Source organism: Bacillus sp. FJAT-49736 (genome assembly GCF_018343615.1).
In the GTDB taxonomy this organism is placed as follows: Bacteria; Bacillota; Bacilli; order Bacillales; family Bacillaceae_C; genus Margalitia.
Genome location: NZ_JAGYPI010000001.1, coordinates 266702 through 292765, shown reverse-complemented (window position 1 = coordinate 292765; position 26064 = coordinate 266702). Strand labels below are relative to the sequence as shown.

The window sequence follows — 26064 nt, the reverse complement described above, 5'->3', positions numbered from 1 at the left end:
ACTATAAAGGTATTCTTATATTAATATATGTTCCCTCATTTTCTTTTGACCGGATTTGAAACACGCCTCCAAGCTCTTCACACCGCTCACGCATCGTCTGCAGACCATAAGAGGTTATGGATTTACGTTCCACACTAAAACCATCGCCATTATCACTAATATATAAATGCAGATGGTCTTTCATTGTCTCCAGTGTAATTCTTACTTTTGTAGCATGGGCATGTCTTAATATGTTTGAAAGTGCCTCTTGAACAATCCGGAAAACATGCTCTTCAATCGCTTTTGACAGGTCACCGAGGTCTTTAATGCTGCTTTCAATATCAAGGTTTGTCTTTTCTTTTAATTCTCTAACTAATTTATAGATTCCTTCTTCCAGCGAATCTCCTCTTAAATCAATAGGACGCAAATGCAGCAAAAGAGCTCGCATCTCACCTTGGGCCTTTGCCGATATTCCTGCTACTTGCTTAAGCATATTTTCCGCTTCCATCGGATTTTTTGTAACCGTTCTTAAAGCAGCGGAAGATAACATTCCAAGTGCGAATAACTGTTGGCTGACGGAATCGTGGAGATCTCTTGCCAAACGCTGCCTTTCCTCCATTACTGCTGCTTGATGCGCTTGGTCGGCTAACTCCGTTTTTTCATCTGCCAATCTTTGTAATGACCGTACCTGATCTTGAATATATGCAGCAAGCTGGTTCATCTCATCTAGTATGAGGCCAATTTCATCCTGTTCAAAATTTTCTACACGTGCAGAGTATTTTCCACTTCGTAATATCGAAACAAATGATAGAACATCATCTAATTTCCGCAAAAATGTTCTTCCGCTTCGAAAGCCAAAATAAACACTAAAAGTTGCAAATATGAAAAACATAAATAGAGAAAGAAAAAGAATTTTCTTTGTATCTATTACAGTTTCGTGATTAATTAATAAATAAAATTGCAGTCCTACAAAATAAAGTAAACTGCAGATAACAGCCATGGTGAGAAAGTTTTGGATAAACCAAAAACGGATGCTTAAAAACCTTCGCACAATTCTCCACCCCTATACACGATCAATTCTTATATCGCCAATTCCTACTTCAACCAAAATATCAATTTTTTTAATAGAATCATCATAATTAGGTGATTCAAAAACTAGCTGTGGTTTCGTTCCTGATGAAGTCATATCAAATAGACGAATGTCTCCCATTTTGATCTTCGTTATTACCCGGACAGGAATATCTTCCGGAATAAGCATCTTTACATCCCCGATACGGCACCTGATAGTAATCCTTGTTTCTTCTTCTGGAATGAAGGCTTTGTTAAAATCAAAATAATAATCTCCTATTAAATTATGCAAATCCATCGATTTTAACGGCCAATTTTGCTTTTTAAACTCCATATCCCCTATTAAGGTAAAGCTTTTTTTATACTTTCTTTTAGCCTTGCTTTTAAACTCCTTTATATCTACAAAATCTTTGTCATCAAAGTCTGCTTCTATGGAGAATTTAACTTTTTCCTTAAAAAAGATTTTTTTGATTGCAAGATAGATAATGATAATTGGCCATAGTCTCCACCAATCCCCATATGTAAAGCGGACCACTCCATAATGACTCAGCTCTAATAAGGTTCCGTAGAAGGTGAAAAGTAAGAAAAGGAAAAAAGAGCCGGAGGATCTTCTCCGAATACTTTGGATTAAATACAATAATCCGGCAAAACCAAACACAACCGGCAAAAACATGACAAAAACATCTTTCATTTCCAAGGAAATGACACCAATATTTATTAGAAGAAGTGCTATTCCAATTACAAGTAAAATCGCTGAAAAAATCAAAATTCTTCGCCGCCTTTTCAATCTCACTAAATAAACTTCGAGAAAAAAAGACAAATTCCTTTATTTCTCTTTATAAAATTATAATCTCTTTATAAATACCTATTAAGGTCCATTCGATATATTTTTACTCCGTCTCTGGTCGGATATTTAACAAACTGCACAGAATTAATCCAGTAATTGGAATTAAATATTCTCTTTTTGCCTCTGCACCTAATGTGCTATTCATCATATCTTGTTAATAAGTAATAGGGCTATCGCCCATCTTTGCAAGTTATCCATTAAGGAGGCGTCACATATGCATTTTGATTTAACGTCCGTGCACTGGATTTACTTGGCCTTTATCGTGCTTATTATTTTGTTTATGGTTTTTAAGCGCGACACAACGATTATTTGTATTACCGGTATTTTCCTCATTGCATTAGCAGCAACAGGTTCGCTTACTGCTTCCATAAGCAGTATTTTTACTAGCTTCATTTATGCGATCACCGAATTGCTCTCCATTATCCTTGTTATTTCTATTATCGTCTCCATGAGTAAGAGCCTTATGGAAACAGGGATAAATGATGTTATGATATATCCCTTTACGAAATTAATTAAATCTCCAACCCTTGCCTATTGGATTATCGGGATCGTCATGCTAGTGATTTCCTTGTTTTTCTGGCCATCCCCTGCTGTCGCATTAGTAGGTGCTGTTCTCTTACCGGTAGCTCTCAGAGCTGGCTTGCCGGCACTTGGTGTCGCCGTTTCCATGAATTTATTCGGACATGGAATAGCCCTTTCTGGCGATTATATTATCCAAGGGGCTCCAAAGCTAGTTGCAGATGGTGCAGGCATACCGCTTTCAGACGTTATTCATGCCAGTATCCCATTAGTCATTATTATGGGAGCCGTAACAACAAGTACTGCTTTTTTCCTTTTGAAACGAGATATGAAAAAAGGAACACTCCCATCTGGGAAAACAGTAGAGTCTAGCAAGAAAAATGAATTGTATAATCCACATTTATTATCCGTTTCCTATAGACGTTTCTTTGCGATATTAATACCAATACTATTTGCACTTGATATTGCAGCTATGGTTGTATTTAATCTTCAAGGTGGTGACGCTACTGCCTTAGTAGGAGGAACCTCTATTCTTATTCTCCTTCTCATTACCGCAGCTGGCCACAAAAAGAAGGCATTAGAAAAAACAACTAAATATATTATTGAAGGCTTACAATTTGGATTTAAAGTATTCGGGCCGGTTATTCCAATTGCTGCATTCTTCTATTTAGGGGATGCAGGATTTCAATCGATTATCGGAGATTACTTGCCAAAAACCTCACAGGGTATTGTGAATGATTTGGGAGGTGCTTTAGCAAATGTCGTTCCTTTATCGAAAGAGATTGGTGCTATTACTTCTACAATTGGTGGTGTCATAACCGGTTTGGACGGTTCTGGATTTTCCGGATTATCCCTAAATGGATCTATCGCTGCTTTATTCGGTCATGCAATTGGTTCTGGTGTGGCAACCTTAGCTGCTCTCGGGCAAATAACCGCAATTTGGGTTGGCGGTGGTACTCCTTCGCCAACAGAAAACAATTCTTACGTGTCTACCAATTAGAAAAAACAAAAGAGCACAGCGTGTATAAGTGGTGCTACCAACACTCTTATACCGCCTGCCTGAATGCCCAGGCAAACACTTGCTGTACCCTTAGATGTAGTTTATTACACTATGGTGTTTCTTCGCAACGGTTTGCATAAAACAGGCCGTTGCTTTTTTGTTTCCAAAAGGAGACATAAATTATGAAAAAAATAAACGTAATTGCAAGTGTAGATTCCTTCCACAACCTTGCAACGTTTACTGATATTGAAGAAATGAATAAAACGGTTCGTGTATACAGGGATCATATTAAATCGTCTATTTCTCGTTCTGATGTACAAGCTAGACTAATTGCATTACTTGAACTTTTAAAGCGCCATAGTTGTAAACAAATAGGTGTCAGCTATATGTCTAAAAACACAATTGCTGAAAAGCTAGATTTTTCCTATAAAACAGTGCAACGTTTAATGAAAAAATTAGAGGAGCTAGGAATGATCCGTCAGGTACCAATGAAACGTAAAAAAGATATGCTTCAAACTGCTAATGCTGTCCAGATAATCCAAACTAAAAATGATGTGACCGACAAGACACCTCCTAAAAAGTATAGGAAGTGTCCTACCATTAAAACAACTTCTGTTTCTTTAAAACAAAATATTATTAATAAACGTAAGAGCGTGTCATTTTCACATTCCAATTTTATTGCTCATTGGGTTCCAGAACAATTTAGTAAACTAGTAAATTACTATTACGATAAAGCTGAAACCATTCAAGAGTTTTGGAAAGTGGTTAAACAGAACAATACTATAATCAATCATGTGGATGGCTGCAGAGCATTTACGGATAACCAATTAATTACTATTGGAGAAAGAGCATTTAAAGAATTTGTTATGAAGATTAAGGCAGGAAAGAAAGTAAAGAATGTTTACGGGTATTTTAATGGGATTGTGAATAATCTAATGGACAAGCTTTTCTTTGATCATGATTTTATGGGCTAATTAAACTGCATTTCCTACTTGTTTTAACACATTGAGAATCAAAGGAGATACCTGGATTAATACATAACCTAAGCCAGCTTTCATTATCATTTCCCAGGCTTTTTCTGATTTATTAAACATGAAGAAGAAACAAGATCCAACTATAATTACTGATGCAATTGGAAAACTTAGAGCAACCATGATATCAACAAGAGGATCTAGGACATGAGCTAATGCTGATAGTGTCTGTTCGCCCATCCATTCTTTTGCTCCAACTGGAACTACTTGAGCTGTTACAGGTACGGCAACATTAGTTGTAGATGCAAAAGCTCTTACACCTACAGCGGTTAATCCAATAGCACTTACACCGCCTGTAAGGAGCAAAGGAATAGTTATAGAACTGGCAACACTTATAGTGTTTTTAATTACTTTTTTCTTACGTGCAGATTCTTTAATCTTATAAGAGCCATTCATAAAGTCATTAAACTTAATAGATTTCATATGTTTATTCATGGTGATCACTCCATTATTTAATTTCATTTAATGTGTACACTCTACCCGGAAAGTCTTTCATTAATTCTTTTAACTTAATCCGACGACTTTCTAATTCAGTGACCCATACAACATGAAATTCGTTACCAGTCATTTCTTTAATTTTGCGATATTTCTCCATTTTAATCCTATTTGTTTTCATAGGCTGGCTAACATCAACTTCCACAAAAGCCATGATTTCCTTAGTGACATAAAACATTGCGTCAGCAACTAGCGAAATATCCTTTACTTGTACTTTTATTTCATTTTTCCAATCACGAGGTGTCCTCAAGTAAATCCATAGTTGATTTCTTAAAAGAAAGTGTTGAATATTACCTGTTTTCGCTCTAACAACATCACATTTAACTCTTTCTCTACCAGATTTGCTCAGATAATAGACCTTTTGAACTTCGTGCCGGAAACTACAAAGATATTCTTGCATATCAGCCAAAATTCTATTTGCGTTTCGATCTCCTTTTAAGTTGTGGATAGCTTGAATTTGAGCTCGTGTTAGATAATCCATTCTCTTCAATGATAAGAGTATATCCTCTATTCTCTGTTGTTTCTTTGCTGTTTTTATCAAGATGATCATCCTCTCTTGGTCGAATGATTATAAATGGAGCTATCTGTTTTTTTATTTCTTCGTTATCCATGAATGCGGTTTGAAATATTTTTTGATTTACGCTCCCTTTGTAAATTCCCCTACCAGGTATTTCAGGTAAATTTTCAGCTCCAGTTTGGTCTAAAACAGTTGTGGATGCTGTTCCACTATCTAGAACATAAGATAATCGAGATGGAATATTTCTTTTAATTTGCATCGGTACTGCCTGGGCAGAAGGATATTGTGTGCTATAGATGACATAATGTCCACTACCTCTCCCCTTTCGAACAATATCAGTTAATATATCTACTACCTCTGGATAATCTACAATGTCAGCTGCTTCATCAATCACAATAAAATGCCTTCTCTTAATTCCTGCTTCTGTTACATCTTCAAATCCTTTAGGCACTAAAATGTTTTGATATACATTTTCCATATCATCTTGAACTTCCTTTAAAATTCTCAATGACTCCTCCATGTTAATCCCTAAATGTCCTTTTTTTACTTGCTTGCAATCTTTGAATCTAGAAAAAGCAGGACCTCCCTTTAAGTCAATCAATGAAAAAGAGACATCATTAGGATTTTGAAGCATTAAGCAAGTGATGATTAATTTCATAATTACACTTTTTCCTGACCCCGGGACTCCGGCAATGATTAAATGTTTTCTTTCATCAAAATCATGATAAATTCTCCCTTGCCGATCTCCACCTAAACAAATTTTCCATGTTCCTGGGCTCAACATTGATTTATCCCATATTAACTTTTCGGTCAATGGTTCATCATACACTCTGATTTTTAATGTGCCGTCAAAATCAATTTCAATCTCCTTCTTATTTGGCGTTTTTTTCTTGAATAATTCCTTTATCTGCTTCCATGCATTTTTATCCCATTTGATTCCTAAAATATCTCTGGAACTTAATTCTGTTGCTCTACTCTGTGTATTCAGTCCATCCTCTAATAAATGTTTTCTCTCCAGCACATCTTTCTGTCCTAAACCTAATGGAATTTGAAATACATACTCTGTACCTCCTTCTATTGTCCGTCTTTTTAAAATTCGAACTGTCTCTGTTTTCTTAGTAGTACTATCTTTTATTTTCATACCTGAATTATTAAGGATTTTAAGAATTTTTTTCGATTCATTTTTAGGTGATGCGTTTGATTGTAAATAACCATATCCAGCCAAGCCACCGATAGCTACTGTGCTGATTAAAGTAAACATCAATTTTCCCACCTCCCTTGTTATTTACGAAGTAAATAGTTTCTGTGAAAAGGAATATTCCTGGACTAGATAGAACCATTAGAATAATAGGATTAAGAATATTCTTTTCTCGATTCCAGTTTGGTATTTGATAAAGCATACGAACTGGAATGAAAAATTAGAAGTTGTCCATAAAGATTTTTTTATTTTTTAATGTAATTTTTTTAAAGATGGATTATGTTCAGTAATGTAGAATTGGTAATAATGGAGTAGGTGAATACATATGTTTCAGAATAAAATAGCTTATTGGGCAAATGTAAAAGGATTTAAGCATAAATATTTAGCCAAAGAATGCGGAGTATCAGCTGCAACCTTTTCTAGTTGGGTCAGAAATATAACTCAACCAGATTTGAAACAATCTTTTATATTGGCTCGTATATTAGGAATTAGTGTGGATGAATTGGGGGAAATGAAAGATGAACGAGAATAAGAAAAAACCATTTTACAAACTTTGGTGGTTTTGGTTAATCGCCGTGATTGTTGTATTAGGTGCTATTGGAGCAGTACAGGAAAGCAATAATGGAAATACTAAAGCAGAAACTAAACAAAGTACTACTAATAAACAAAAAGAAAAAAAGACAACAACACCAAAATCACTGGAAGAAAAGATCGCAGATGATATTAATAAAAAACTTGGCTCTAAATCAAATACAAAGAAAAAGAGAATTGTAGAGCTTGTTGCATTAGGTGAATCCAATGACAAGTTAGTTAATATTAAACTTTCAGGTGATAGTATCTTAACAAATAATTTTACAAGACAATCTTTATTATCGAAAAGTGGAGATGTATTTCAAAGTATTTATAAAAATAAAGATGTATCGAAAGTTACAGTGTTCTGGCAAATGCCTCTTGTAGATTCATACGGAAAAGAATCTGATCAAAATGTACTAAATATCACACTAACTAGAGATACATATAATAAAATTGATTGGAAAAATTTCAATTATGAAAACTACAAACAAATAGCAGATTCGTATTTTATGCATCCAGCATTATTAAAAAAGTAAGGAAGTGGAAATATGTCTTTAAATAAAATGAGGAAAACTTTAAGGTCTACAGAAAAGCTACTTGGAGATATTAACGCAGTTCAAAAAGGAAAAGTCGGCAAAAGAATTGTTAGAAGAGCAGCTGGTAAAACTACAGGCAAAATGCTTAGAAAATTATTTAAATAAACCGTCCAAAAGGGCGGTTTTATTTTGAAATGAGGAAGAAATGAATGTATGTTTTTGTCATCATACAAATCCACTATATCGTTGTGGATGTTAACAGTAGAGTATTACAAAAAGGGGAATTCAATCTAAGAGGAAGAAGGAAAGAACAAGTAGCTTATGAATTTTGGGAAAAAATCAAGAGAAACTCACCATTGAATGTAACATTAGAAAAAGTAATTTGTGAAAAAGAGGATATTACGGATATGGTGAAGGAAATTGAAAAACGAAAAGAAACTGATCATAATTTCCCATTTTAAAAAAGCCCCTCTCGAATGAGAAGGGCTTTATAATTTCACGCAAGATCGCTTTGTTTAACCCAACTATAGATTTCTTTAATTAGCGCCTTATCGCCTTTTATTTGCATAATAGTGTATTGCTTATTTTTGACGCGTTCCGGTATCGTCTGGCCAGTGGCATAATACTTAGCAGATGACCTGATTTTTACCTTTTGACCTTCTTTAAACTTTACTGTTTCCTTTTGTGCAGGTTTTGCCACAGCATCATATTGAGTTAATTTATTAGATTCGATAGTAGCGATTAATTTATCTGCATACTTTGGATCCGTAGCATATCCATCGGATTGAACTTTTTTAGCAGCCTTTTTATAATCGGTTTCTCCGATGACGTTTTTATATTTATTTCTATCCCAAGAAACGCCGTTTTTATATAAATTAGCTAGATCGCAAAGCGATTCGTACCAAGAAGGATATTTCCTAAAGGATGCGTTAACTTTTACAGGCTTACCGTTTACATATTCCGTTGTTTTCATTGTAACCGATTGACCATTATACGCTCCTTTAATTCCAAATAGGTTTTTCCCATTTACAGCTAGTCCACTTTTACCGTAATTAGACTCCAAACATGCTTGGGCTATTACCAAAGAAGCTAATATACCAAATTCTTTTTGAATACGTTGGGCATGTGGAGCAATTTCAGAAATAAAGGTCATTACTGATTCTCTCCTTTTGACTTCCCTTTTAATACATCAATTGCTTTTAATAATTGTTCAGGAACTGGCAACCCAATCCGCCCTGCATTTTCAGTGATGGATAGTAACTCGTTAGCTAGATAAAAAAAGATGGCTGCATCTCTGAACATATGATTATTACCGAATGCACCATCTATTAGGTGAGCTATTGCCACCATAACAAATATCATGATTTTCTTTGGAATCGACTTGAATCCTATTTTGCTTGATAACTTACCTTCTGTGGCAGATGCCATGATACCACTTATATAGTCCAGAACAACAAAGATTAAAAGAATTGGTAACAATGGCGACCACCCCCATAAATAGCCAACTAGCGCTCCTAATACAGTAATAATAGTTTTAAAGATTTTATCCAAAAATAATCACTCCTTAAATAAAATAGCCACGCTCGGAACGTGGCATACTGTTGTTGTTATGATAAATTATTGATTAATTAACTTATATAAAGTATCGTGTTCTTGTTCTAACATTTTAATTGCATTTAATATTCGCTGATATTTTTCTTTACATTCAAGTTTTTGTATCTCATTTTCAATTTTGTCTGTAATCCAAAAAACATCTTCTAAATCAGATACTAAAGAATCAATAAAGATACGTTCGTTTTCTGACAATATTAGACCACCTTTTTCCATAAAAAAATACACCTACTTTTCAGTGGTGTTTGTGTCGCATAATCTTCCTGATGTTCATTTACAACAGATTTCCGTTTCCGTCATAACCTCGATTACTTAGTTCCGTTAAAGTCTTGCTTTTCCACAAATTTGGTACATTGTCGATAGTGAACGCTTCTTCTTGTCCGGACTGTTCTATGATTCGATTTGCATATAATACTGCCATTAACCAATCACCTCCGATAGTAATTCAGCTAATTCAAAGAGGGCGTCTTCTTGCTGTTTCACTCGGATACCTAATAATTCTGTTTCCGTTGGTGGAATGTCCTCTAAAATCACTTTATGTGGAGTAACATATACATCTACTCCAATTCCATCAGTTATTTTTATCCGCTTTCCTTCTGGAATATCAACCCACAAAAATGGTACTCCAATTGGCTCTCTTGGTGAAGGCTCTCCACTAATAGTAGAAAGTACATATCCAGTGTTATCGTGTATCACTAATGTTTTCATTGTTTACCTCCTATTCAAAAGCATACCAAGTATATGCTATTCCATTGTTATATGTTCTTAATTTAAAGCCACTGTTAGTAATATAAAACGTAGTACCATCGATGTTATATGTGGTATTACCAATAGAAAATATGGTAGGATTAGCACTAATGTACAAAGTAGACCAAGGAGTATTTGCTGGATGTGCAATAATAATAATAGATGGTTTGAATGTTAATCCTGTAACAGTTATATCAGTAGTTGCAGGTGTTACAGTACCGCTTGCCCACTTCTTTCCACTAGGAACAGTACCTCCGCTATAATATCCTGCCGGAACAATTGCACCCATAGGTAAATTAAATACACCATTATTAGGCATAGTTCCTGTAATATCACCTGCGTCTGTACTTGCCGTTTTTCCAGAGAGAAGGTCAGACGCAACGGCATTACCAGAAGCCCCTTCACCCTGTAAGATAAAAGCCCCTGTCCCTCCATCTGCAGAAGGATTATAACGGACTGTATAAACACCATTGGCTTTTAAATTGTTCACTTGATTTCCATTGGATTTAAGGATTGGTTTTGCTCCCAACTCATTCAAATTTAACGTAGCAGGACCTGTGGAATTAGCATTAATAGTAATTACAAGTCCAAGTTTATCTTCGTATCCGTTAGGTGGTGCAGGATTTAATGTAACGTAATAGACGTTTTTTATATTTGTTGTTGTACCTGTTCCTGGATGCTTTACATAATCTGCCTTATGTGCCGTAACATCATTTTCTAGAGAAGCAAGATCACCGGCTAATTTAGCAGCAACATCCCCATCAAGTTTTCCTTTTATGGAATCAAACCATGAATTAAATTCTTGTTCATCCAAATCCAATTTATTTTTAAATGCTAGAAAATAGAGTTGCGCTTCATCTTCGTGCATTTTGGAAATACGGTCGAACCAATCTTTATATTGATTGAATATAGCAGTTGTATCAGGTTGAGCTAGACTGGCAACCATCCCACAGAGACTAGTGTTTAATCGCAAATCAGTAATGATAGATTGAGTGACAGAGGTAATACCTTTTCCAACATAAATATCTGCAATTCCCAACTCGAACATATCTGCATCTCTTTGCAACGTAGGAGCCACAGGAGAGCTCAAAAATGCCCCTTTTTTAACTACTGCACGGATTAACCGTTCTGAATAACTTAATTGGATTACAACTCGATCTATGCGGTTTAGAAGTCCGTCAGCTACATCTATAGGTAAAACTAAATCAGATGTGTTCTCGTACATATAACCATTAATCCATGCAGCTCCTGGCTTTAATTTAATGGTCATGTTTGTACCGTCAGCAATAACTTGAAGATTAGATGCTATATTGGGAAATACACCGTTTGTGATAAATTTGCTAAAATAACGTGCCCAATCATCAGCTTTATACTTCCTATCTCCACCAACACTATTAAAAAAGCTGTAAAATTCCACTATCTCACCTCGTTCTTTGTTTTATTTTATCGATTAACGTTGGAATATTACTTCCGAAATTGACACGTATATCAAGAGTATCATTCTCGTAAACTTCCTCTACCGTGGTGATTCGTGTATTTAAAAGCACTCCCCAACGTTCATTTTTTATGGTGACAATATCACCCAGATCAAAGTCTTCTTTGTATTTAAGATTGGAAGTCACCGAAACATCGGCTTCAAAGGTTAATATTCTTTGAGTTTCAGCTAGTTTACTGTTTCCTTGCTCTACAAGAAGTTCCTGGTACTCTGTATCCGTTAAAGTCTTTTCCGTACCATCATCATTTTTAATAGTTTTGGATAATGACTGAGAATCAACAAATATTTCTCTACGTTCAAATCCAGAAATATTATTATTAACCACAACTTCTTTTTGATTTTCTCCCCATATTAGAGCCACATTTTTAAGATTATTGTCGCTATCTGTATAGGTTTGCTTTATAACATTTTCAAATTCCAATGAAAAAACAGCCTGTGGATTCACAGACTGATTAATGGAACGATCTATACCTTCAAATATATCAAAAATATATTCTTTATTAAGTAAATCAAAAATCACTCGCCATCCAACATCATACTTAACTGCTAAGTTCTCTATAAGTTCACCAAGATTGTCATTGGTGCTTATTTCATTCGCCAATTTAGATATCCCTCTGTTATTTGATAAAACTAAATGAGGAGTTATTCGGTTTGGATCTACTGGATTAATACAGTTTTTATCGATAAAATATTTCATTACTTCTTCAACTGTTCCTGTGCTACTTTGCTGCCTCCACACAATTTTATGAGAGATAATATTTTGAATAAAATAGCCTGTGACAACTAATTTCTCTGCATTTTCGTCATCCAGTTTGATATCCTCAATATATCCGGCTTCTTCCATACTATTTTCTTTAGCTAGCACATTGCCTTTGCGAAGTAGAAAAATAAGTGATAATGCATCTTTATTTTCTTTTGGAACATCTAAATGAAGTTCAAATGTTCCAGTCTTATAATATTCACGATGCCAAATAAGAGAACCAAAAGTGTCCACAATTCCTTGCATTTCAAACTTATTATTAAAAACAAATATATTCATGCTACACCCCCAAATATTGTGGAGTGAAGTAAATGGACACTTCTAAATTTTCCACATTACTGTCAGCATCATAACGAAACAGATTATCTCCCACTTCTAATTGCATAAACTTGCTTCGATAATCCATAAAGTTAAAGATATTGGTTGTGATTCCATTTAACCTTGATTCCAAGCGTTTCTTTCCTTGGTAGGTATTTACCGTAATGACTTCACCGGCTGTCATGGTTTTATTTATTTTGAAATATTCTCGTGTGTTCACGTTGAACAACGATGGGTTAATGACGGTACCTAGTGCTTTGAATTGAATCGTCATTCCAGTTTCTACTTGTCCCTCATTCAAAACATTCACAATCAATGAAGGGGAACGCTGTCCAATTTCGCTTCCATCTGAACTAATTTCAAGTGGAAATTCGAGCATCGGAAGCCAGGTAGCAATTTCTACTTTTCGTTTCTCTGAATCTAAGAAGAATGGATTACCAGCGCTTAATTGTACTAGCACATCATGCCAAGATTCATTCATACTAGATGGATCCGGATTAATAGATGGTGTTAATTCCACATGGGCATCAATAAAAAAAGACCGATTAACAGTTTTTATCAATACCTTTATCGGGTTGTAAATCGGATTAAAAACTCTAAATACTTCATCCCTGCGTTCTTGAATCCAATCCTCATCCATTCCTTCCACATCGATGAAAAATGTTAAGGAGAGATCCCGTTGTTCTAATCGTGACGATACGGCAGTTGCCCCTTGGATTCTATAATTTGTAACATAGGTAGTGTTTGCTTTTACTCCTGTTGTATCAATATCATCCTGAATTTTATAAATGCTGTTAGGAGAAATGAGCAAACTGTCCCCATTTTGATTAGTACAAACAATTTCCTTGGTACGCATTCGCTCACCTCCTAAATTGAAAACCGAATTGTTGTAACGCTAATCTATTTTGTCGACCTGTTTCAGCTGGAGATAATGCCCTTGGACTATTAATCGTGATATTTTGCTCTAATTTAGGAATTCCTCCATTACCAACGGAAGTGGCTGCAACATTTACATTTAACATTTTTGGAGTTATAGCAGCCGCAATTTGCTCAGACATAGCATTAACTGAGTTAATAGAACTTTTTAATCCGTTTACCAATCCGGCACCAAACATTTCACCAATCCACTGTGCTTCTCTTGATGGAGAATGAATATCTAATGCTTTTTTAATGGTGCTAGAGATAGAATCAGCTATAGATTGAGCTTGAGCAAGTAATGGTCCTGTCATAGATGACATACCGTCCATAAGTCCTTGGATTGTATTTTTCCCGATTGCCGGCATAGACGCGGTCATTGCATTGAATTCTTTTTTAGTACCTTTCGAAATCTCTGTTATTTTTGCATCCCATTCTTTTTGATACTGATCCAGTTGTTTTTTTGTTTCTGCTCGCAAATCTTCTATTTTTTTCTGCGTATCAGCTTTCATTCCTTCTAGTTCTTCTGTAGCCTGTTGACGCGCCAATTCATTTTTAGCTTTCCAAAGTTCGTTATATTGCGCGAGTTGTTCATCCGTTAAGTTACTTAGTGCTGCAATCTCAGCTGCTGCTTTCGGACCCATTGTCTGTAATTCATCAATCAACCCTATATCTAATATTCCTTTGCCGGATAGTGACTTCATATTCGCAGCCCAATTCGCGAATGTGGTTACTTGATCCTGGAGATTCTGAAGCAATTGCTCTCCGGTAACGTCGGATTTATCTTTTATTTCATCAAAGATTCCTGCAAAAGAATACAATGATTGTCGTCTATCATCCAATGCTTTTTGATATTCATCATTTAACGCTTTTTCACCATCAATAAGTTTTTGATTCGCATCTTGGATTTTTTGCACATACTCATTGTTAATAGAAATAAGTTGATCGTTAATACGCTTTTTCACATCAAAAACCTGTTGTTCCCAATAATTTCTTTGCTCTGAGCCTTTCTTGTATTCAATTAAATATTTCTCATAGAGTTTAAGCTCATCCGTAAGAGACAATTGGTTAAGGTCTTTTTTGTTTTTAATGACTTCTTTCTCTTTATCAAACTGTTCTTTTAACAGCTTATCTTTTGTTGCTTTTATTTCTTTTTCGATTTGCAAGCGTTCCTTGGAGTTCTTTTTGTAAAGTCCAGCCAACGCTTGCAATTCCGCTAATTCTTGTTGATAAGATGTTTTCCCGGCTGCAGCTTTATCCTTAATTTGTTTCAATGCAGCATCAAAAGTCTTTTTCTGAATTGCTTGAAGTTCTTTCTCATGTTTATCTTGAACTGTTTTTATTTGAAGGTTAACTTTTCTTACCTGGTCAGGAGCTATTGCATATTCAGAACGAATTTTACGTAGTTCTGAAATATATTGAGCTGAGTCAATTTTCCCCATCTTGAATTTATAAGACGCGCCATCCATAGCATTAGAAAAGGCTTTTTGGGCTGTAGTTGCTAAGGATTTAGCTGATTTTTCAACTGTTTTTTTCTTGTTAGAAATACCATTAGCAAAACCCTGTCCAGTATGTTCACCGAGATCTGTAGTGACTCGAGATGGAGAATGGATTCCAAGAACATTTTTAATTGTCTTGGTAACTCCGCCAGCAATAGATTTTATGGCACCCCACACTGCTTTTGCCATGGAGCTAATACCTTTAATCAGACCATTAATGATGTCTTTACCGATTTGGAATAGCTTTACATTCTTGAAAAAGTCCTTGATGTTGTTCCAAATATTCACGACTGTTTGTTTAATCGTTTCCCAAGCACCTTTCCAATCGCCTTTGAGGATTTTTAGCACTGTCTGGATAATTCCAAGTACCAAATCAATACCTGTCTTAACAACCGTTTTAATTAATCCCCAGGCAATCTTAACAACACCTGAGATAATCGGCCACACTACTTCAAAAATGCCTTTAATAATACCCATAACGCTTTTAATGATTGTCCCGATTGTATTCATAAAGCTTTTAACAATCGATTTGATTTGATCGCCATTTTCTTTCCAAAATGCCTTTATTTTAGACAAGATAGAACCAAAAAAAGCCATAACATCTGTCATGACTGATTTAACAATTTTCATTATAAAATCAAGAGCTACTTTAAAGGCATTTTTGATGCTCTCCCATATCTTCTGAACAACATTTCTGAATTCCTCATTCTTTTTATATAAAGTTACGAAAATAGCAACTAATCCAGCAATAGCAGCAATAACTAATGTTATAGGATTGGTTAATAATGCTATGACTCCACCTGCTTCTGCAATTGCACCAATTACTGGAGCAATGACTCCGATAATGGTACTAATTGATGATATTAACGTTCCTATAATGACTATCAAAGGTCCTATGGCAGCTGCTACACCAGCAACCACAATAATAACCTGCTTCATATGTGGACTTAAATTACCAAACCATTCAGCAACTTCCTTTAATACCACAGTAGCTTTTTGCAAAAAAGGGAGTAAAGCTACCTGTATAGCGTTACCAATTTCTGCAAGTGCTATTTTTACACTATTCATTGCTTGTGCAGCTTGATCAGTAGGCTTTAGAGTATCATTAAATGTTTGCCTAACTGCTCCTTTTGCATCAGAACTAGCTTTCTCTAAATCTTTTAGGCTAAAAGTGCCGCGCTGAATGGCATCTACCATTCGAGGTGCTGCTTTGGCACCGAAAATACTAGATGCTATTGTGAGTGCCTCTGTCTCTGACTTAGCACCTGTTATCTTACTAATAGTTTCACCTAAACCTTGTTGAAGTGTTTTACCTTGTTTTGCAAATACACCCTGTGCCTTAGCCATTGATGAAAGAGCAGCCGCAGAATCTACACCGGACTGTTCAAATCTACCAATTAATGCAGTACCTTCTGCAAATGTTAATCCTAATGCCTTAATCTGTGGAGCACCTTTAACTGCCTTATCAAATAAGTCACTTGTAGCTTGTCCTGTATCTTGTGCTGTCTTAGTTACTGCATCGAGCACGGATTCAAGGTCCTTATTACTTAAACCATATGCTTCAATTGCTTTTTTAGCTGCTATGGATGTGGAAGTTACATCTTGACCATTAATAGTGGCGAATTGAAGCATTAAATCTGAGATATTTTCAAGTAGAGGTCCAGTAAATCCAAATTGAGTATTAACTTCACCTACAGCTTGGCCAACGTCCTCAAGAGAATCAGGACCGTTGACGGCTACATTCTTAAAACTTTTTTCTAAATCATCTGCTGCCTTACCTGTGGCACCAGTCTTTTTAATAACTGTATTAAAAGCATCATTATAGCTTTTAGATGCGGCAAATGCAGCTGCACCGACACCAAGAATAGGAGCTGTGACACCAACAGTCATTTTCTTTCCTATATCCTTAGTCTTATCCCCAATTTCTTGAAGTTTTTCACCTGTTTTGCGTGCAACATCCGTTTGATTTTTCAATTCCTTATTCGTTGAATTGATTTGATTCGCAAGTTCTTGTTCTTCTGTTTTTGCCTCGATCAAACGTTTTTCTAATTGCTGAACCTCTGCAGAATTTTCACCATATTGCTTTTTAGCTTGTTCTAGTTGTTGTTCTAGGTTCTGAACCTTTTCCCCAGCCAGTTCATGCTGCTGACTTAAATTTTCTACTTTTAATTTAAGCTTATCTGCCTCGGATGCACTATCGCCTAACTTGGCCACTTGAAGATCGTACTCTGCATTCAACTTTTCTGTAGAATTATTAAGCTGATCTTCCTTACCGCTTAATTCTTCTAGCTTTTGTGCTGCCTTTGCAGATTCACTTGTACGTTGCTTTTCTGCTTCTTCTGCTCGGTTTAAACTTGTTACTGTCTCTTGAACACTATTAGAAAGTTGCTGTTCTTCAATTTGAGCACTAGTCAATTTTTTAGCCATATCTTCGGCTGCTTTTGAGTTTTCACCAAATTGAGATTTTACAGCTTCATACTGCTTTTCTGTCTCCGCAACTTTTTGTTTAGCCAGTTCGTGTTTTTTACTTAAAAAATCCACTTTAGCAGCAAGTTTTTCGGAATCGGTAGCAGTAAGCTTCATTTGTTCACTTTGAAGCTTAAACTCACGGTTTAGCTTGCTGGTATCGTCCTTCATGCTTTTCATGGATTTATTAAAGTTTTGATTAAAGACACTAACTTTTATTTGTACTTCGTCTTTTTTAGCCAATTATTTCACCTCTTTTCTACACAGTTTTAGGATTGTTCATCCACCCTTTGAGGGAAACAGCACCTTCAAATACTCTTTCCACATTAGCTATTGGCTCGTGCCAAAAAAAGTCGGAATCCATTCCCTGACCAACTACAAACCAAACGTATTTATCTTCCACACACTCAAATGTGAGCTGTGGAGTCTTTACTTTTTTTCTTTACTGGACGGCGCCTTTGTAGAGTCTTGAAGTGCTTTAGCAAATCTGTTGTTGTTGCTTGAAATTGATGAGGAAACAATATTAATGTAAAGAGTCATGATCTCACTATAGTCGCCATGGTAGCGCAGTAAAAAATCATCAAATGTATATTCGCTATTTGGATTAGCGCCTAAAAAGGCTAAATAAATCACATTTAACATCTTTTCTTCTGATAAACCGTTAATTACGGCCCGAGCTGCATCCTCTTGCTTTTTACCATTGAAGCCCTTCTCAATTTCCAATAAATCCGATAGCAGGCTTGAGTCAACAATGCCCTGATCACGACCTCGCCTTAATGCATGATTCGTTAAATAGACTGGATATTTCTTTTCGTTTTTGACAACTTCCTCGAATCCATCATCCGTTTCTTTAAATTCGATTTCTTTCAAAATAATAGAGTGTATTTTTTTCACGTTTCTAACCTCCCAAAAATATAAAAAAGAACCTACTAAAAAGTAGGTCCTCTTATGGTGTAGCGATTGCTACTAAGTCATGATTGAAGTTCTTTCTCCAGGTCTCTGCAATTAATGGATCTTCCAGTTCATCTACAATTGCTTCATAGTAGCATTTTTTATTGACATCAATCATAGCAGTGAATTCCAATTGCAGCTCCGCCACTTCGGATGCTCCATTTTCAATAGATAATGTAAGTCCTGTGGAAGATGAACAGTTTGGAAAGGCAATTAATTTAGTGATATCTTCAAATTCATCAATAACATCCGCAGTAAGTGTGAACGATTTCGTTTTGCTATCAGATCCGTATGCATAGACACCTGGCTTTAAATTTTCATTAGATAGACCAAATATCTTCCTCATAGGAGCAATAGGAACGTGGGCACTTAACTTCAAAGTCATTTTTTGCAAGGTAGTTTTCTTTTTAACTTCTACCCCTTCGACTTTCTTAACGATTTCCGATAGTTCTGTTTCACCATCAACTTTCCCAATCCCACCAAAAGATACTGCTTCAGTATCACCAGCGAATTTTATATAAGGATTTTTAATGCTAACCGCATCAAATTCAGTAATGATAGTTTCTGGCATTATATTTCCTCCTCAATCTTCTTAATTAAATCTACTTGTATTCCATCCACGACTTCTGGAATGCCTGCTTCTAGACCTTTTTCCATGAATCGCTGTTCTATATGGTTTCTTGGACCTCTACCTTCATTCGGAAAGACAAGGTATCCATAGGAACCTTTTTTATTGGCAGCTCCTCCGGCTGATTTGATTGTTATCTCTAAATTGCCTTTTTCGATTTTCTGCCATTGGCTATTCCGGGCATGTACTTTATCCCTGACACTTCGAGAAACAGGAATAAGGTTTGTTATCTTTGGCACTAGCAGCTTTTCTGAATGCTTAGCCAGTGATTCATTAATTGCTGGCTCTGCTTTATCTCCAAGTTTTGCGATATTATCAGCTAATCGTTGAAATTCCGCATAATCGAAATCATACTCGACACTCATACTTTACGAATCTCCTAAAATCGAGAGTAACCACGTCTACAAAACGATCAGTATTAGCAGCGCGGGCCCGCATTTTTGTTGTTCGAACAAAACTTACTGTAGGTATCTTTTCAACTAAACTGATTATATCGATTAGAGTTTCGTCTACATCGTCACGATCTTCTGAGTAGTAGTCGATAGAAAACGATTGTGTAAGATTACCAAGATTAGAAGGTGTAAAATCACCCATGGATAAGACAAATGCAAGGTATTTTTTGTTTTTAATAAATTCCTTTTCTTCATCCTCGGCCATCTCATCTTCAAAAAGTGGAATGGTAGGGAAATACTTCTTCAAGCTATCAACAATCATTTTCTTTTGTTTTTTCATGAACTCCTTTTGTTGCTCATTCATTGCGACCACCTACCTTTTGCAGATAAAAAAATAGATACATCTTAGAAGAATCATGGTCCACATTTATGGATTCATATTCTACATCATCAATAAGCACAATTAACTTGTTCTTATCGATTTTTCGAAAAGATGGTGGAAACAGAGTTTTTACTTTTAAATCCAACTTAGATCCAAGCGCATCTGCTAGTGAATAGTCACTTTCACGATAGGACATTTCACGATAAAAGAGCTTGCCTTCTTCTTGGAACTTCTCACCTATTCGTTTTCGAGTTTCAGACCTTTGGGTAGTTTTATGGCCATACCGAAGGACACCGTCATTAAATGTTTCACGTTGATATTCACTCATTTTCGGCATGCTCTTTCAACCCTTCACGTAAAGATAGTCTTAAAAGCTGACTTTCAAAATTGGCTTCGAACAATTCAAAAGAGTTGTTATAAACATATCTACCGAAATCAAGTAAAAGTTGAATAGCTAGAGAATCCTTTTCGAAATCCAATTCAACCCCAGCTATTTCATTTAAGTAATCCTTTCCTCTTTTGAGGATTTGATCTAAATCTTCGTTTTCATCATCCCAAGTTACCCTAAGATAATTTTTAAGTTTCTCTAACAAAAGAACCACCTCCATTATTCTGAAGGCGGTACTTTTTCAACTTTTTCGATAAAATTACATTTATATTTTGGGTGTTCTTTAGATAATTCTTCAATGCGTTTTTTGGTTGGTTTGTAGCTCCCTTTAGGATAAACATCACCAACTTTATAGCGTGTGTTATTGTCATTTGTATCAATAAAATCATTCACAACTTTATATTCCATTATTATTTCACCGTCCTATTTAAACAGCTGGAGTATCTGTTTTAGATAATTTATAAATGGATACGGCATTGTTATCTTTAGCTTTACCAAAAGCAAAACCTTTCGCTGTGTAAAGATTCGCATCTTCAATAGCTAGAGTTTGGTCAAATTTATTAACAGATACACCGCCAGCTGAATAAGCGTCGTAACGATCACGAACAAATGCGACCAACTCACCTTCTGTCGCGAATTCAGATTCAACAATTTGTACGTTGAATGGTAAAGAAGTGATATAGGCACCTAGCGAATTTTGAATGGTGAAATTAATTTTTACATCCCATGCATCCATTGGATTTAATAGGAAGTACACTTTCCCTCCAACATTTATAGTTTTGCCTTTTTCTGTTTTAGATAATTTCTTGCAAACACCACCGATTTCTTGGATTGACGTTTTAGGATCAGCAAATGTTAAATCTCCTGTAATATCCTTTTTTGCATGACCATCTTTTGGATCCACTGCTTTTTTAAGATCACGAATTAATCCAATTGGCTCGTACTTTGTTGGGCCGGCACCAAGAATAATTCCTTGTTCTAAAGCAACAGCATATGTTTCTGTAATTTGTGTACGTACATAAGCTTCTACCCATTCAGGTCCGAATTTATCAAGGTCTTTTGCTAGTACTACGAATGCAGTAAGCTTAGATTGGTCAAAAGTTTCTTTATTGAATGCCGCGTCTAATTGACTGCGAATTTCACTAAATACAGGACCCCAAGCAAACGCACCAGATTTTTCAGACGTAATAATTTCAGCCTTAACAGTACCCAAGTTTGTAAAGTTGATAATTGATAATAGTGGGTGATCTGTTGTTAAATCTTCAAAAATTCTATCGACAGTAGTATATGGTAGAACTGTTTCTGATTCAAAACCACCTGAACGTGCCACTTCGTTAAAGAATTTTCTTTCTTCTGAAGTTAATACGTTTGCTCCACGCGCAGCCAATACAGACTGGTCAGTGTTTCTATTTGCTACTTGTTCAGTAATTTGAGTAGTTAAAGAGTTTACCAACGCATCCTGCATTTCATTCCAAGCCGTTTCCAATTGCTCAGGTGTGGAATTTTCATTTTTCACTACTTCTGCATAATTTTTCTTCGCAATTTCGTAAGTTTCCGTGTGATTGTTTAATTTTAAAACCATTCTCTCATTCCTCCAATATTTTAAGAATTAAAAAATGAACCCTTTACGTTTCGAATGCATAGGAGCAGGCGGTGTAGGTTCATTTGACATGTTGATATTTTGTTTTAGGTTTATATTATGCTTTAGATTGTTTGTAACAGTCTCCACAATTAAATCCAATTGTTGCTTTGACAATGAAAAATCATTTTTAGTTTGTTGCTTCAACATTTGGCGGGTTTTATCAACTACTGCTTGTGGCAGCAATGTTGCTCCTAAACTAGCTGTTTTCGGCAACTGAATATCGAACAAAATTCCGTCAACAAAACCATGTTCAACCGCTTCTTGAGCAGTAAACCAGCTTTCTTTATTCATCAATGCAAGAACTTCATCCTGGGATTTTCCGGTTTTTAACATATAGGCATTTGCTATAGCCTTATTGTAGTTTTCTAATATACTTGCTTCTTTAATCAGTTCCCGATAATCTCCATTTGATGAGCCAGATACATTATGAATCATTATTTGAGCAGTAGGTGCTATCAGGGTTTGATCAGTACCCATAGCAATAATAGATGCTGCACTTGCAGCCAATGCAAATATCTTTGATGTTGATTCCCCAGCGTAATCTTTTAGTCGTGAATAAATCTCACTACCTGCATCAACCATTCCTCCAGGAGAATTAATAATAATTTCAATAGGGGAGTTATCTTCTGGTAATGAGTTTACAACATCACTGACGCTGGTATTTTCAATACCAAACCAATCATAAATTTCCTTGTATTCATCAAAAACAATTACACCTTTAATGTCGATTTTCTTCATCCATTCTCACCTCCTTCAACAGAATCTACAGGTTGATAGTTTTTAGTAAAGTAATGCTCGTCTAGTCGTGGATCCGGTGATGGCTCGTCCCCAAGTTTTACACGAATTTCGTTCGGAGAATAAGCCATACTTGCAATAAGTTTATCGACAGCATCAGCTACTTCTAATGGATTTAACTCCGCAACTCCACGAACCTCAATTCTTTCACCATTTAAATAACTCTTTTTATCGATTAATTTTGCATTTAACTCATCACTAATTTTTTTTACTAAAGGGCCAATACAAAACTTTACGTAAGCTTTAATGCTTGTTTCATAATCTGCTAATTCCCCGTGGATTAAAGCATTAGGAATTCCTAGTATATTTGCCACATCATCAATGAGAGATTTCTTTAATTTCGTAAGTTCATCTATGGACTGCCAATTATTCTCACCGCTTGCTACTTCCTCATATTCGAAACCTCTTAATTTTGGTACTAAAGCGACAGAATTATTTTTGAAAGAAGTAAATAGTTTATCGATAAATTGCTGTAACTTTGATTGATTTTCCTTTGTCAGAGATTGAGTTGAATCAATGCCAACAGTTCCGCGAATTTGATTTTTTCTTAAACTAACTTCTATCATTCTGCTAAACAAATTAGCAAAGTCATCAAACATACCATCCATAAACTTACTTAATTTTTCATTATTAAAAGTTAGATAAAGAACCTCATCCATTTTGAAAGAACGTTGAAAGGTATAATCTTTGACCGTCACATCACGAAAAACATCAGGATAAACGGCATATTCATCTCTGGTAAAGCTATCAGCAATTAATAAATCGTTCGTATCAGTTAAAATCACTAATACTTCATTTTCATAAATCAATTCATAAATAAACTTCTGCCAAAAATCTGCTGCCGATTGATCTGTGTTAGGACGTACGTTAAAAAGATAATGCCAATCATTTATTTGACGTTTGCCATTTTCCATAAAGCGAAAATCTGATTGGCTAATTGTCCGACCTATAAAGTTAATACACGTTTCCAGAGCCATTTTTTTTAAATACACTCGTTGTGTTGTCTCATTGATAAGATCTAAATCAAACAACCATTCCAGTTCGCTATTTCTTTTTAGTACATCATTAAACCATCCCATTTACATATTCACCCCCTCCCTAAAAGTTCAATGTATCTAATGCATCTAGTGTATCTGTAACATCATAATCATCTAAATCTCTAGATGCCCATACTCCATATAAAAACATCATAAAACCATCAGTCTTTCTTTTTACTTCTTCTTTCTTTTTATAAACCTTATTGCCATTAGGCAATCGTTTAACCAGGACGTTATTCGTATACCAACGCATTAATGGATTGTCACCGAATATAATTTGTTCATTTTCAAAAGCAATTTCTATTCGTGGAGCTAACAAACCGCTTGCAGCATCTGGATTTCGAATCACTTCAACTTCAAATCCCGCCGCTTCAAATAACGGTTTTAAGATATCCATTTTAAAGTTATCACCGATTATTTTTTTTATGTTCCAGCCTTCCTCACGTCTACTGACAAACCATTTAACAACAAGATGTGGATCCATCGTTTCAATGTCTAGGACAGTCAATAGACCATCATTTTCCCATTCGCGAATAGGTGCGAATTTACGATGGTCCTTCTTATTGTTGTTATCAGCTTTTTTCTTGCTATACGCGTAGTGCTTATCTGCGAAAGGCTTACAAATATAGGAATGCGTGAGTTCCTTTGGTATATAAAAGTTATCATTTTTCAAAAATAATAATCCCATTGCTACAAAGTCACGAACGGCCGCATAGTCTAAACAGCCAATACATTCACGTTTTTTTAATTCATCTAAATCATAATCTTGATTGGTTGCCTTGATTTTTTCCCATGACGTTACGCTTTTTTCTAAATCCACTTTTGGTAGATTCATACGTTTTGTAACAAATTCTTCATAACCGTCTGGATTATGCTCTAATTTGTTATACTGTTTCATTACAGTTTTTAATAGTGTCTTCGCATACCCAGTTAGTGGCGGATGGAATTGTGAATTTGCTTTCTGCCACATATCCGGATTATGCATTTCTTCCTCTTTATCTAAGCAACACAAAAACGGAAATAGACCATCCTCACGAATACTCACTTGGCCATCTAAAATATTATCAGCGCGTTCTAATAGCTTGTCTAAAAATCCTTCGCGCACATAACCATCCGAACCAACATAAAAGATTCTTGGATTTGGAACTTTGCCAAGCCCGGATGTAAATACATCAACTGTGGAGGAATTTTCGTACTGATGGATTTCTTCGAAAATAACACAACCGTCTCGCAAACCATCTTTTGTATTTGCATTAGATGTATGATATTGGAACACTGATTTCGTGACGCGAGATTCGATTAAAGCTTTTTTATGATGAAAATGTCCTTTCAATCTGTCGTCTTTATCGATTTTGTTAAACACTTCAGTGAACGACATTTTCGCTTGCTTCTCGCTATTCGCTACAACCGATACGTTGTAATCATCTATTCCGTGCAGATCACTAATAAAATAATTTGCCAGTGTAGAAATACGGCCAGTCTTCCCACCGCCACGGCCTTCATAATCTACATGTTCATCAAATACCAATGAACCATCTTTGTAAAATAAAAAGATAAAACATGTTTTGAACTTTTGAGTAAGCGTCAACGGAAAATAATATTTCTCTGTAAAAGCTATATAATTTTCAATTTGCTCACTATCAAAATACATATCATCGGCTGTTAATATGTCACGCTCAATTAATTTCAGCAGCTTGATACGCCTTTTATTTAAAATGATATTGCCATCTTGCCACTGGCGAATATATTCTTCGATGTACGGATAACTAATCAAAGTAAACTACCACGCTTTAGTTTGCCTTCCACAGATGTGGTTGCAGGGGCAGGAGTTGCTTTTAATTTAAATTTAATCGATTTTTCCAATGCGATTTTTTGAGCGTTAATTTTCATTTTCTCATTCATGCTAGGATGACTCTTTATAAATTTTTGTGAGCCATTTTCAATGACAATACTTACTCCATCACGATCAATCACTTTATCGCATTCTGCATCCAATTCATGCAAGCGAATTAAATCATTTACTTTCTTTACTTCCAGTAAATCTTCAGTATCAATACGTGCTAATAATTGCTTTCTTAATTCATCAAAATTTACTTTTTCCATATTACCCCTCCCCCCAATCACCCCTAATGTGAAGGACTTATTATTTAATATTTTTAGAGAGTTGGGCCTCCTCCCCGTTTCCCGTCCCTCCGAAATAAGACGAAACTTTTTACCCGGGGGGTGTTATGATTTATTTTTTTTTAGAATTTCCTTAGAAATTGATAAAGTTATT

The 26064-nt window shown here is 35.5% G+C and carries 31 protein-coding genes and 1 pseudogene; 6 read left to right on the top strand and 26 right to left on the bottom strand.

Annotation, left to right across the window (positions count from 1 at the left end; translation table 11 throughout):
* Nucleotide 1: 1 nt before the first annotated feature.
* Nucleotides 2-1030, bottom strand: coding sequence for a sensor histidine kinase (locus KHA87_RS01640; protein ID WP_349305546.1), 1029 nt, complete (start codon nucleotides 1028-1030; stop codon nucleotides 2-4).
* A 12-nt stretch (nucleotides 1031-1042) separates the two neighbouring features.
* Entirely contained in the window at nucleotides 1043-1813 is a 771-nt protein-coding gene (liaF, locus tag KHA87_RS01635; protein ID WP_213092374.1) for a cell wall-active antibiotics response protein LiaF, read from the bottom strand.
* 295 nt (nucleotides 1814-2108) lie between these two features.
* On the opposite strand from liaF, the gene KHA87_RS01630 reads away from it, so the two are divergent.
* Nucleotides 2109-3413, top strand: a complete 1305-nt coding sequence (locus tag KHA87_RS01630) for a hypothetical protein (protein ID WP_213092373.1) — start codon at nucleotides 2109-2111, stop codon at nucleotides 3411-3413.
* A 182-nt stretch (nucleotides 3414-3595) separates the two neighbouring features.
* Nucleotides 3596-4387, top strand: a complete 792-nt coding sequence (locus KHA87_RS01625; RefSeq protein WP_213092372.1) for a helix-turn-helix domain-containing protein — start codon at nucleotides 3596-3598, stop codon at nucleotides 4385-4387.
* Here the strand turns inward: KHA87_RS01625 and KHA87_RS01620 are convergent, their stop codons facing one another.
* Genes KHA87_RS01620 through KHA87_RS01610 form a run of 3 tightly spaced genes read right to left on the bottom strand, consistent with a single transcriptional unit; the run spans nucleotide 4388 to nucleotide 6717 of the window.
* On the bottom strand, nucleotides 4388-4879 hold the full coding sequence (locus KHA87_RS01620; RefSeq protein WP_213092371.1) for a hypothetical protein: 492 nt from the start codon (nucleotides 4877-4879) through the stop codon (nucleotides 4388-4390).
* Between the two features lie 13 nt (nucleotides 4880-4892).
* On the bottom strand, nucleotides 4893-5420 hold the full coding sequence (locus KHA87_RS01615; RefSeq protein WP_249310279.1) for a replication-relaxation family protein: 528 nt from the start codon (nucleotides 5418-5420) through the stop codon (nucleotides 4893-4895).
* Nucleotides 5353-6717 (bottom strand): FtsK/SpoIIIE domain-containing protein, encoded by a 1365-nt coding sequence (locus KHA87_RS01610; RefSeq protein WP_249310278.1) that lies wholly within the window; start codon nucleotides 6715-6717, stop codon nucleotides 5353-5355. The genes KHA87_RS01615 and KHA87_RS01610 overlap by 68 nt, the downstream gene beginning before the upstream one ends.
* Before the next feature lie 262 nt (nucleotides 6718-6979).
* Here KHA87_RS01610 and KHA87_RS01605 point away from each other — a divergent pair, with 262 nt between their 5' ends.
* From KHA87_RS01605 to KHA87_RS01590, 4 genes are read left to right on the top strand one after another with little or no spacing between them, the layout of a single operon-like run.
* The gene (locus KHA87_RS01605; protein WP_213092368.1) at nucleotides 6980-7186 is read left to right on the top strand and encodes a helix-turn-helix transcriptional regulator; all 207 of its coding nucleotides are present in this window, start codon (nucleotides 6980-6982) and stop codon (nucleotides 7184-7186) included.
* Entirely contained in the window at nucleotides 7173-7763 is a 591-nt protein-coding gene (locus KHA87_RS01600; protein ID WP_213092367.1) for a hypothetical protein, read from the top strand. Before KHA87_RS01605 ends, KHA87_RS01600 begins: the two co-directional genes overlap by 14 nt.
* A 12-nt stretch (nucleotides 7764-7775) precedes the next feature.
* Nucleotides 7776-7928, top strand: a complete 153-nt coding sequence (locus KHA87_RS01595; RefSeq protein ID WP_213092366.1) for a hypothetical protein — start codon at nucleotides 7776-7778, stop codon at nucleotides 7926-7928.
* Between the two features lie 44 nt (nucleotides 7929-7972).
* Nucleotides 7973-8224 (top strand): hypothetical protein, encoded by a 252-nt coding sequence (locus KHA87_RS01590; RefSeq protein WP_213092365.1) that lies wholly within the window; start codon nucleotides 7973-7975, stop codon nucleotides 8222-8224.
* 236 nt (nucleotides 8225-8460) lie between these two features.
* On the opposite strand, the pseudogene KHA87_RS01585 reads toward KHA87_RS01590, so the two are convergent.
* From KHA87_RS01585 to KHA87_RS01485, 21 genes and pseudogenes are all read right to left on the bottom strand, one after another.
* Nucleotides 8461-8916 (bottom strand): annotated as a pseudogene (locus KHA87_RS01585) (glycoside hydrolase family 73 protein); the annotation flags it as partial.
* Nucleotides 8916-9314, bottom strand: a complete 399-nt coding sequence (locus KHA87_RS01580) for a phage holin family protein (protein ID WP_213092363.1) — start codon at nucleotides 9312-9314, stop codon at nucleotides 8916-8918. The gene KHA87_RS01580 and the pseudogene KHA87_RS01585, both read right to left, overlap by 1 nt.
* Nucleotides 9315-9380: 66 nt before the next feature.
* Entirely contained in the window at nucleotides 9381-9590 is a 210-nt protein-coding gene (locus tag KHA87_RS01575; protein ID WP_213092362.1) for a hypothetical protein, read from the bottom strand.
* 58 nt (nucleotides 9591-9648) lie between these two features.
* A complete protein-coding gene (locus KHA87_RS01570) occupies nucleotides 9649-9795 on the bottom strand; it encodes a hypothetical protein (RefSeq protein ID WP_213092361.1) in 147 nt (48 codons plus the stop codon).
* Nucleotides 9795-10082 carry a hypothetical protein gene (locus KHA87_RS01565; protein ID WP_213092360.1) on the bottom strand — a complete coding sequence of 96 codons (288 nt, stop codon included), beginning with the start codon at nucleotides 10080-10082 and terminating at the stop codon, nucleotides 9795-9797. Before KHA87_RS01565 ends, KHA87_RS01570 begins: the two co-directional genes overlap by 1 nt.
* Before the next feature lie 10 nt (nucleotides 10083-10092).
* Nucleotides 10093-11538 (bottom strand): hypothetical protein, encoded by a 1446-nt coding sequence (locus KHA87_RS01560; protein WP_213092359.1) that lies wholly within the window; start codon nucleotides 11536-11538, stop codon nucleotides 10093-10095.
* Nucleotides 11539-11542: 4 nt separating this feature from the next.
* Nucleotides 11543-12655, bottom strand: a complete 1113-nt coding sequence (locus KHA87_RS01555; RefSeq protein ID WP_213092358.1) for a siphovirus ReqiPepy6 Gp37-like family protein — start codon at nucleotides 12653-12655, stop codon at nucleotides 11543-11545.
* A 1-nt stretch (nucleotide 12656) separates the two neighbouring features.
* Nucleotides 12657-13550 carry a phage tail family protein gene (locus KHA87_RS01550; RefSeq protein WP_213092357.1) on the bottom strand — a complete coding sequence of 298 codons (894 nt, stop codon included), beginning with the start codon at nucleotides 13548-13550 and terminating at the stop codon, nucleotides 12657-12659.
* A gap of 4 nt (nucleotides 13551-13554) precedes the next feature.
* Nucleotides 13555-17817 (bottom strand): phage tail tape measure protein, encoded by a 4263-nt coding sequence (locus tag KHA87_RS01545; protein WP_213092356.1) that lies wholly within the window; start codon nucleotides 17815-17817, stop codon nucleotides 13555-13557.
* Nucleotides 17818-18003: 186 nt separating this feature from the next.
* Nucleotides 18004-18468, bottom strand: a complete 465-nt coding sequence (locus KHA87_RS01540) for a hypothetical protein (RefSeq protein ID WP_213092355.1) — start codon at nucleotides 18466-18468, stop codon at nucleotides 18004-18006.
* Between the two features lie 52 nt (nucleotides 18469-18520).
* Nucleotides 18521-19096, bottom strand: coding sequence for a phage tail protein (locus tag KHA87_RS01535; RefSeq protein WP_213092354.1), 576 nt, complete (start codon nucleotides 19094-19096; stop codon nucleotides 18521-18523).
* Complete coding sequence (locus KHA87_RS01530) at nucleotides 19096-19518, bottom strand: hypothetical protein (RefSeq protein WP_249310054.1); 423 nt, start codon at nucleotides 19516-19518, stop codon at nucleotides 19096-19098. Before KHA87_RS01530 ends, KHA87_RS01535 begins: the two co-directional genes overlap by 1 nt.
* Nucleotides 19502-19909, bottom strand: a complete 408-nt coding sequence (locus KHA87_RS01525) for a hypothetical protein (RefSeq protein WP_213092353.1) — start codon at nucleotides 19907-19909, stop codon at nucleotides 19502-19504. Before KHA87_RS01525 ends, KHA87_RS01530 begins: the two co-directional genes overlap by 17 nt.
* Nucleotides 19902-20264, bottom strand: coding sequence for a phage head closure protein (locus KHA87_RS01520; protein WP_481748333.1), 363 nt, complete (start codon nucleotides 20262-20264; stop codon nucleotides 19902-19904). The genes KHA87_RS01525 and KHA87_RS01520 overlap by 8 nt, the downstream gene beginning before the upstream one ends.
* Complete coding sequence (locus KHA87_RS01515; RefSeq protein WP_213092352.1) at nucleotides 20248-20520, bottom strand: hypothetical protein; 273 nt, start codon at nucleotides 20518-20520, stop codon at nucleotides 20248-20250. The genes KHA87_RS01520 and KHA87_RS01515 overlap by 17 nt, the downstream gene beginning before the upstream one ends.
* Nucleotides 20521-20534: 14 nt before the next feature.
* A complete protein-coding gene (locus KHA87_RS01510; protein WP_213092351.1) occupies nucleotides 20535-20723 on the bottom strand; it encodes a hypothetical protein in 189 nt (62 codons plus the stop codon).
* A 19-nt stretch (nucleotides 20724-20742) separates the two neighbouring features.
* Nucleotides 20743-21897, bottom strand: a complete 1155-nt coding sequence (locus KHA87_RS01505; RefSeq protein ID WP_213092350.1) for a phage major capsid protein — start codon at nucleotides 21895-21897, stop codon at nucleotides 20743-20745.
* 27 nt (nucleotides 21898-21924) lie between these two features.
* Nucleotides 21925-22695, bottom strand: coding sequence for a head maturation protease, ClpP-related (locus tag KHA87_RS01500; RefSeq protein ID WP_213092349.1), 771 nt, complete (start codon nucleotides 22693-22695; stop codon nucleotides 21925-21927).
* Entirely contained in the window at nucleotides 22692-23831 is a 1140-nt protein-coding gene (locus KHA87_RS01495; RefSeq protein ID WP_213092348.1) for a phage portal protein, read from the bottom strand. Before KHA87_RS01495 ends, KHA87_RS01500 begins: the two co-directional genes overlap by 4 nt.
* Nucleotides 23832-23850: 19 nt before the next feature.
* A complete protein-coding gene (locus KHA87_RS01490) occupies nucleotides 23851-25563 on the bottom strand; it encodes a terminase TerL endonuclease subunit (protein WP_213092347.1) in 1713 nt (570 codons plus the stop codon).
* Nucleotides 25560-25892: a terminase gene (locus KHA87_RS01485; protein ID WP_213092346.1), complete on the bottom strand. Its 333-nt coding sequence runs from the start codon at nucleotides 25890-25892 to the stop codon at nucleotides 25560-25562. The genes KHA87_RS01490 and KHA87_RS01485 overlap by 4 nt, the downstream gene beginning before the upstream one ends.
* Nucleotides 25893-26064: the final 172 nt, after the last annotated feature.

What these genes read in the sequence shown, in the direction of transcription:
- KHA87_RS01565 (WP_213092360.1), bottom strand. Translation starts at nt 10,082, where the DNA reads ATGAAAACATTAGTGATACACGATAACACTGGATATGTACTTTCTACT.
- KHA87_RS01525 (WP_213092353.1), bottom strand. Translation starts at nt 19,909, where the DNA reads ATGAATGAGCAACAAAAGGAGTTCATGAAAAAACAAAAGAAAATGATT.
- KHA87_RS01590 (WP_213092365.1), top strand. Translation starts at nt 7,973, where the DNA reads ATGTATGTTTTTGTCATCATACAAATCCACTATATCGTTGTGGATGTT.
- KHA87_RS01620 (WP_213092371.1), bottom strand. Translation starts at nt 4,879, where the DNA reads ATGAATAAACATATGAAATCTATTAAGTTTAATGACTTTATGAATGGC.
- KHA87_RS01615 (WP_249310279.1), bottom strand. Translation starts at nt 5,420, where the DNA reads ATGGATTATCTAACACGAGCTCAAATTCAAGCTATCCACAACTTAAAA.
- KHA87_RS01495 (WP_213092348.1), bottom strand. Translation starts at nt 23,831, where the DNA reads ATGGGATGGTTTAATGATGTACTAAAAAGAAATAGCGAACTGGAATGG.
- KHA87_RS01625 (WP_213092372.1), top strand. Translation starts at nt 3,596, where the DNA reads ATGAAAAAAATAAACGTAATTGCAAGTGTAGATTCCTTCCACAACCTT.
- KHA87_RS01575 (WP_213092362.1), bottom strand. Translation starts at nt 9,590, where the DNA reads ATGGAAAAAGGTGGTCTAATATTGTCAGAAAACGAACGTATCTTTATT.
- KHA87_RS01555 (WP_213092358.1), bottom strand. Translation starts at nt 12,655, where the DNA reads ATGAATATATTTGTTTTTAATAATAAGTTTGAAATGCAAGGAATTGTG.
- KHA87_RS01520 (WP_481748333.1), bottom strand. Translation starts at nt 20,264, where the DNA reads ATGCCGAAAATGAGTGAATATCAACGTGAAACATTTAATGACGGTGTC.
- KHA87_RS01510 (WP_213092351.1), bottom strand. Translation starts at nt 20,723, where the DNA reads ATGGAATATAAAGTTGTGAATGATTTTATTGATACAAATGACAATAAC.
- KHA87_RS01530 (WP_249310054.1), bottom strand. Translation starts at nt 19,518, where the DNA reads ATGAGTGTCGAGTATGATTTCGATTATGCGGAATTTCAACGATTAGCT.
- KHA87_RS01610 (WP_249310278.1), bottom strand. Translation starts at nt 6,717, where the DNA reads ATGTTTACTTTAATCAGCACAGTAGCTATCGGTGGCTTGGCTGGATAT.
- KHA87_RS01630 (WP_213092373.1), top strand. Translation starts at nt 2,109, where the DNA reads ATGCATTTTGATTTAACGTCCGTGCACTGGATTTACTTGGCCTTTATC.
- KHA87_RS01485 (WP_213092346.1), bottom strand. Translation starts at nt 25,892, where the DNA reads ATGGAAAAAGTAAATTTTGATGAATTAAGAAAGCAATTATTAGCACGT.
- KHA87_RS01500 (WP_213092349.1), bottom strand. Translation starts at nt 22,695, where the DNA reads ATGAAGAAAATCGACATTAAAGGTGTAATTGTTTTTGATGAATACAAG.
- KHA87_RS01570 (WP_213092361.1), bottom strand. Translation starts at nt 9,795, where the DNA reads ATGGCAGTATTATATGCAAATCGAATCATAGAACAGTCCGGACAAGAA.
- KHA87_RS01600 (WP_213092367.1), top strand. Translation starts at nt 7,173, where the DNA reads ATGAACGAGAATAAGAAAAAACCATTTTACAAACTTTGGTGGTTTTGG.
- KHA87_RS01595 (WP_213092366.1), top strand. Translation starts at nt 7,776, where the DNA reads ATGTCTTTAAATAAAATGAGGAAAACTTTAAGGTCTACAGAAAAGCTA.
- KHA87_RS01550 (WP_213092357.1), bottom strand. Translation starts at nt 13,550, where the DNA reads ATGCGTACCAAGGAAATTGTTTGTACTAATCAAAATGGGGACAGTTTG.
- KHA87_RS01505 (WP_213092350.1), bottom strand. Translation starts at nt 21,897, where the DNA reads ATGGTTTTAAAATTAAACAATCACACGGAAACTTACGAAATTGCGAAG.
- KHA87_RS01605 (WP_213092368.1), top strand. Translation starts at nt 6,980, where the DNA reads ATGTTTCAGAATAAAATAGCTTATTGGGCAAATGTAAAAGGATTTAAG.
- KHA87_RS01535 (WP_213092354.1), bottom strand. Translation starts at nt 19,096, where the DNA reads ATGCCAGAAACTATCATTACTGAATTTGATGCGGTTAGCATTAAAAAT.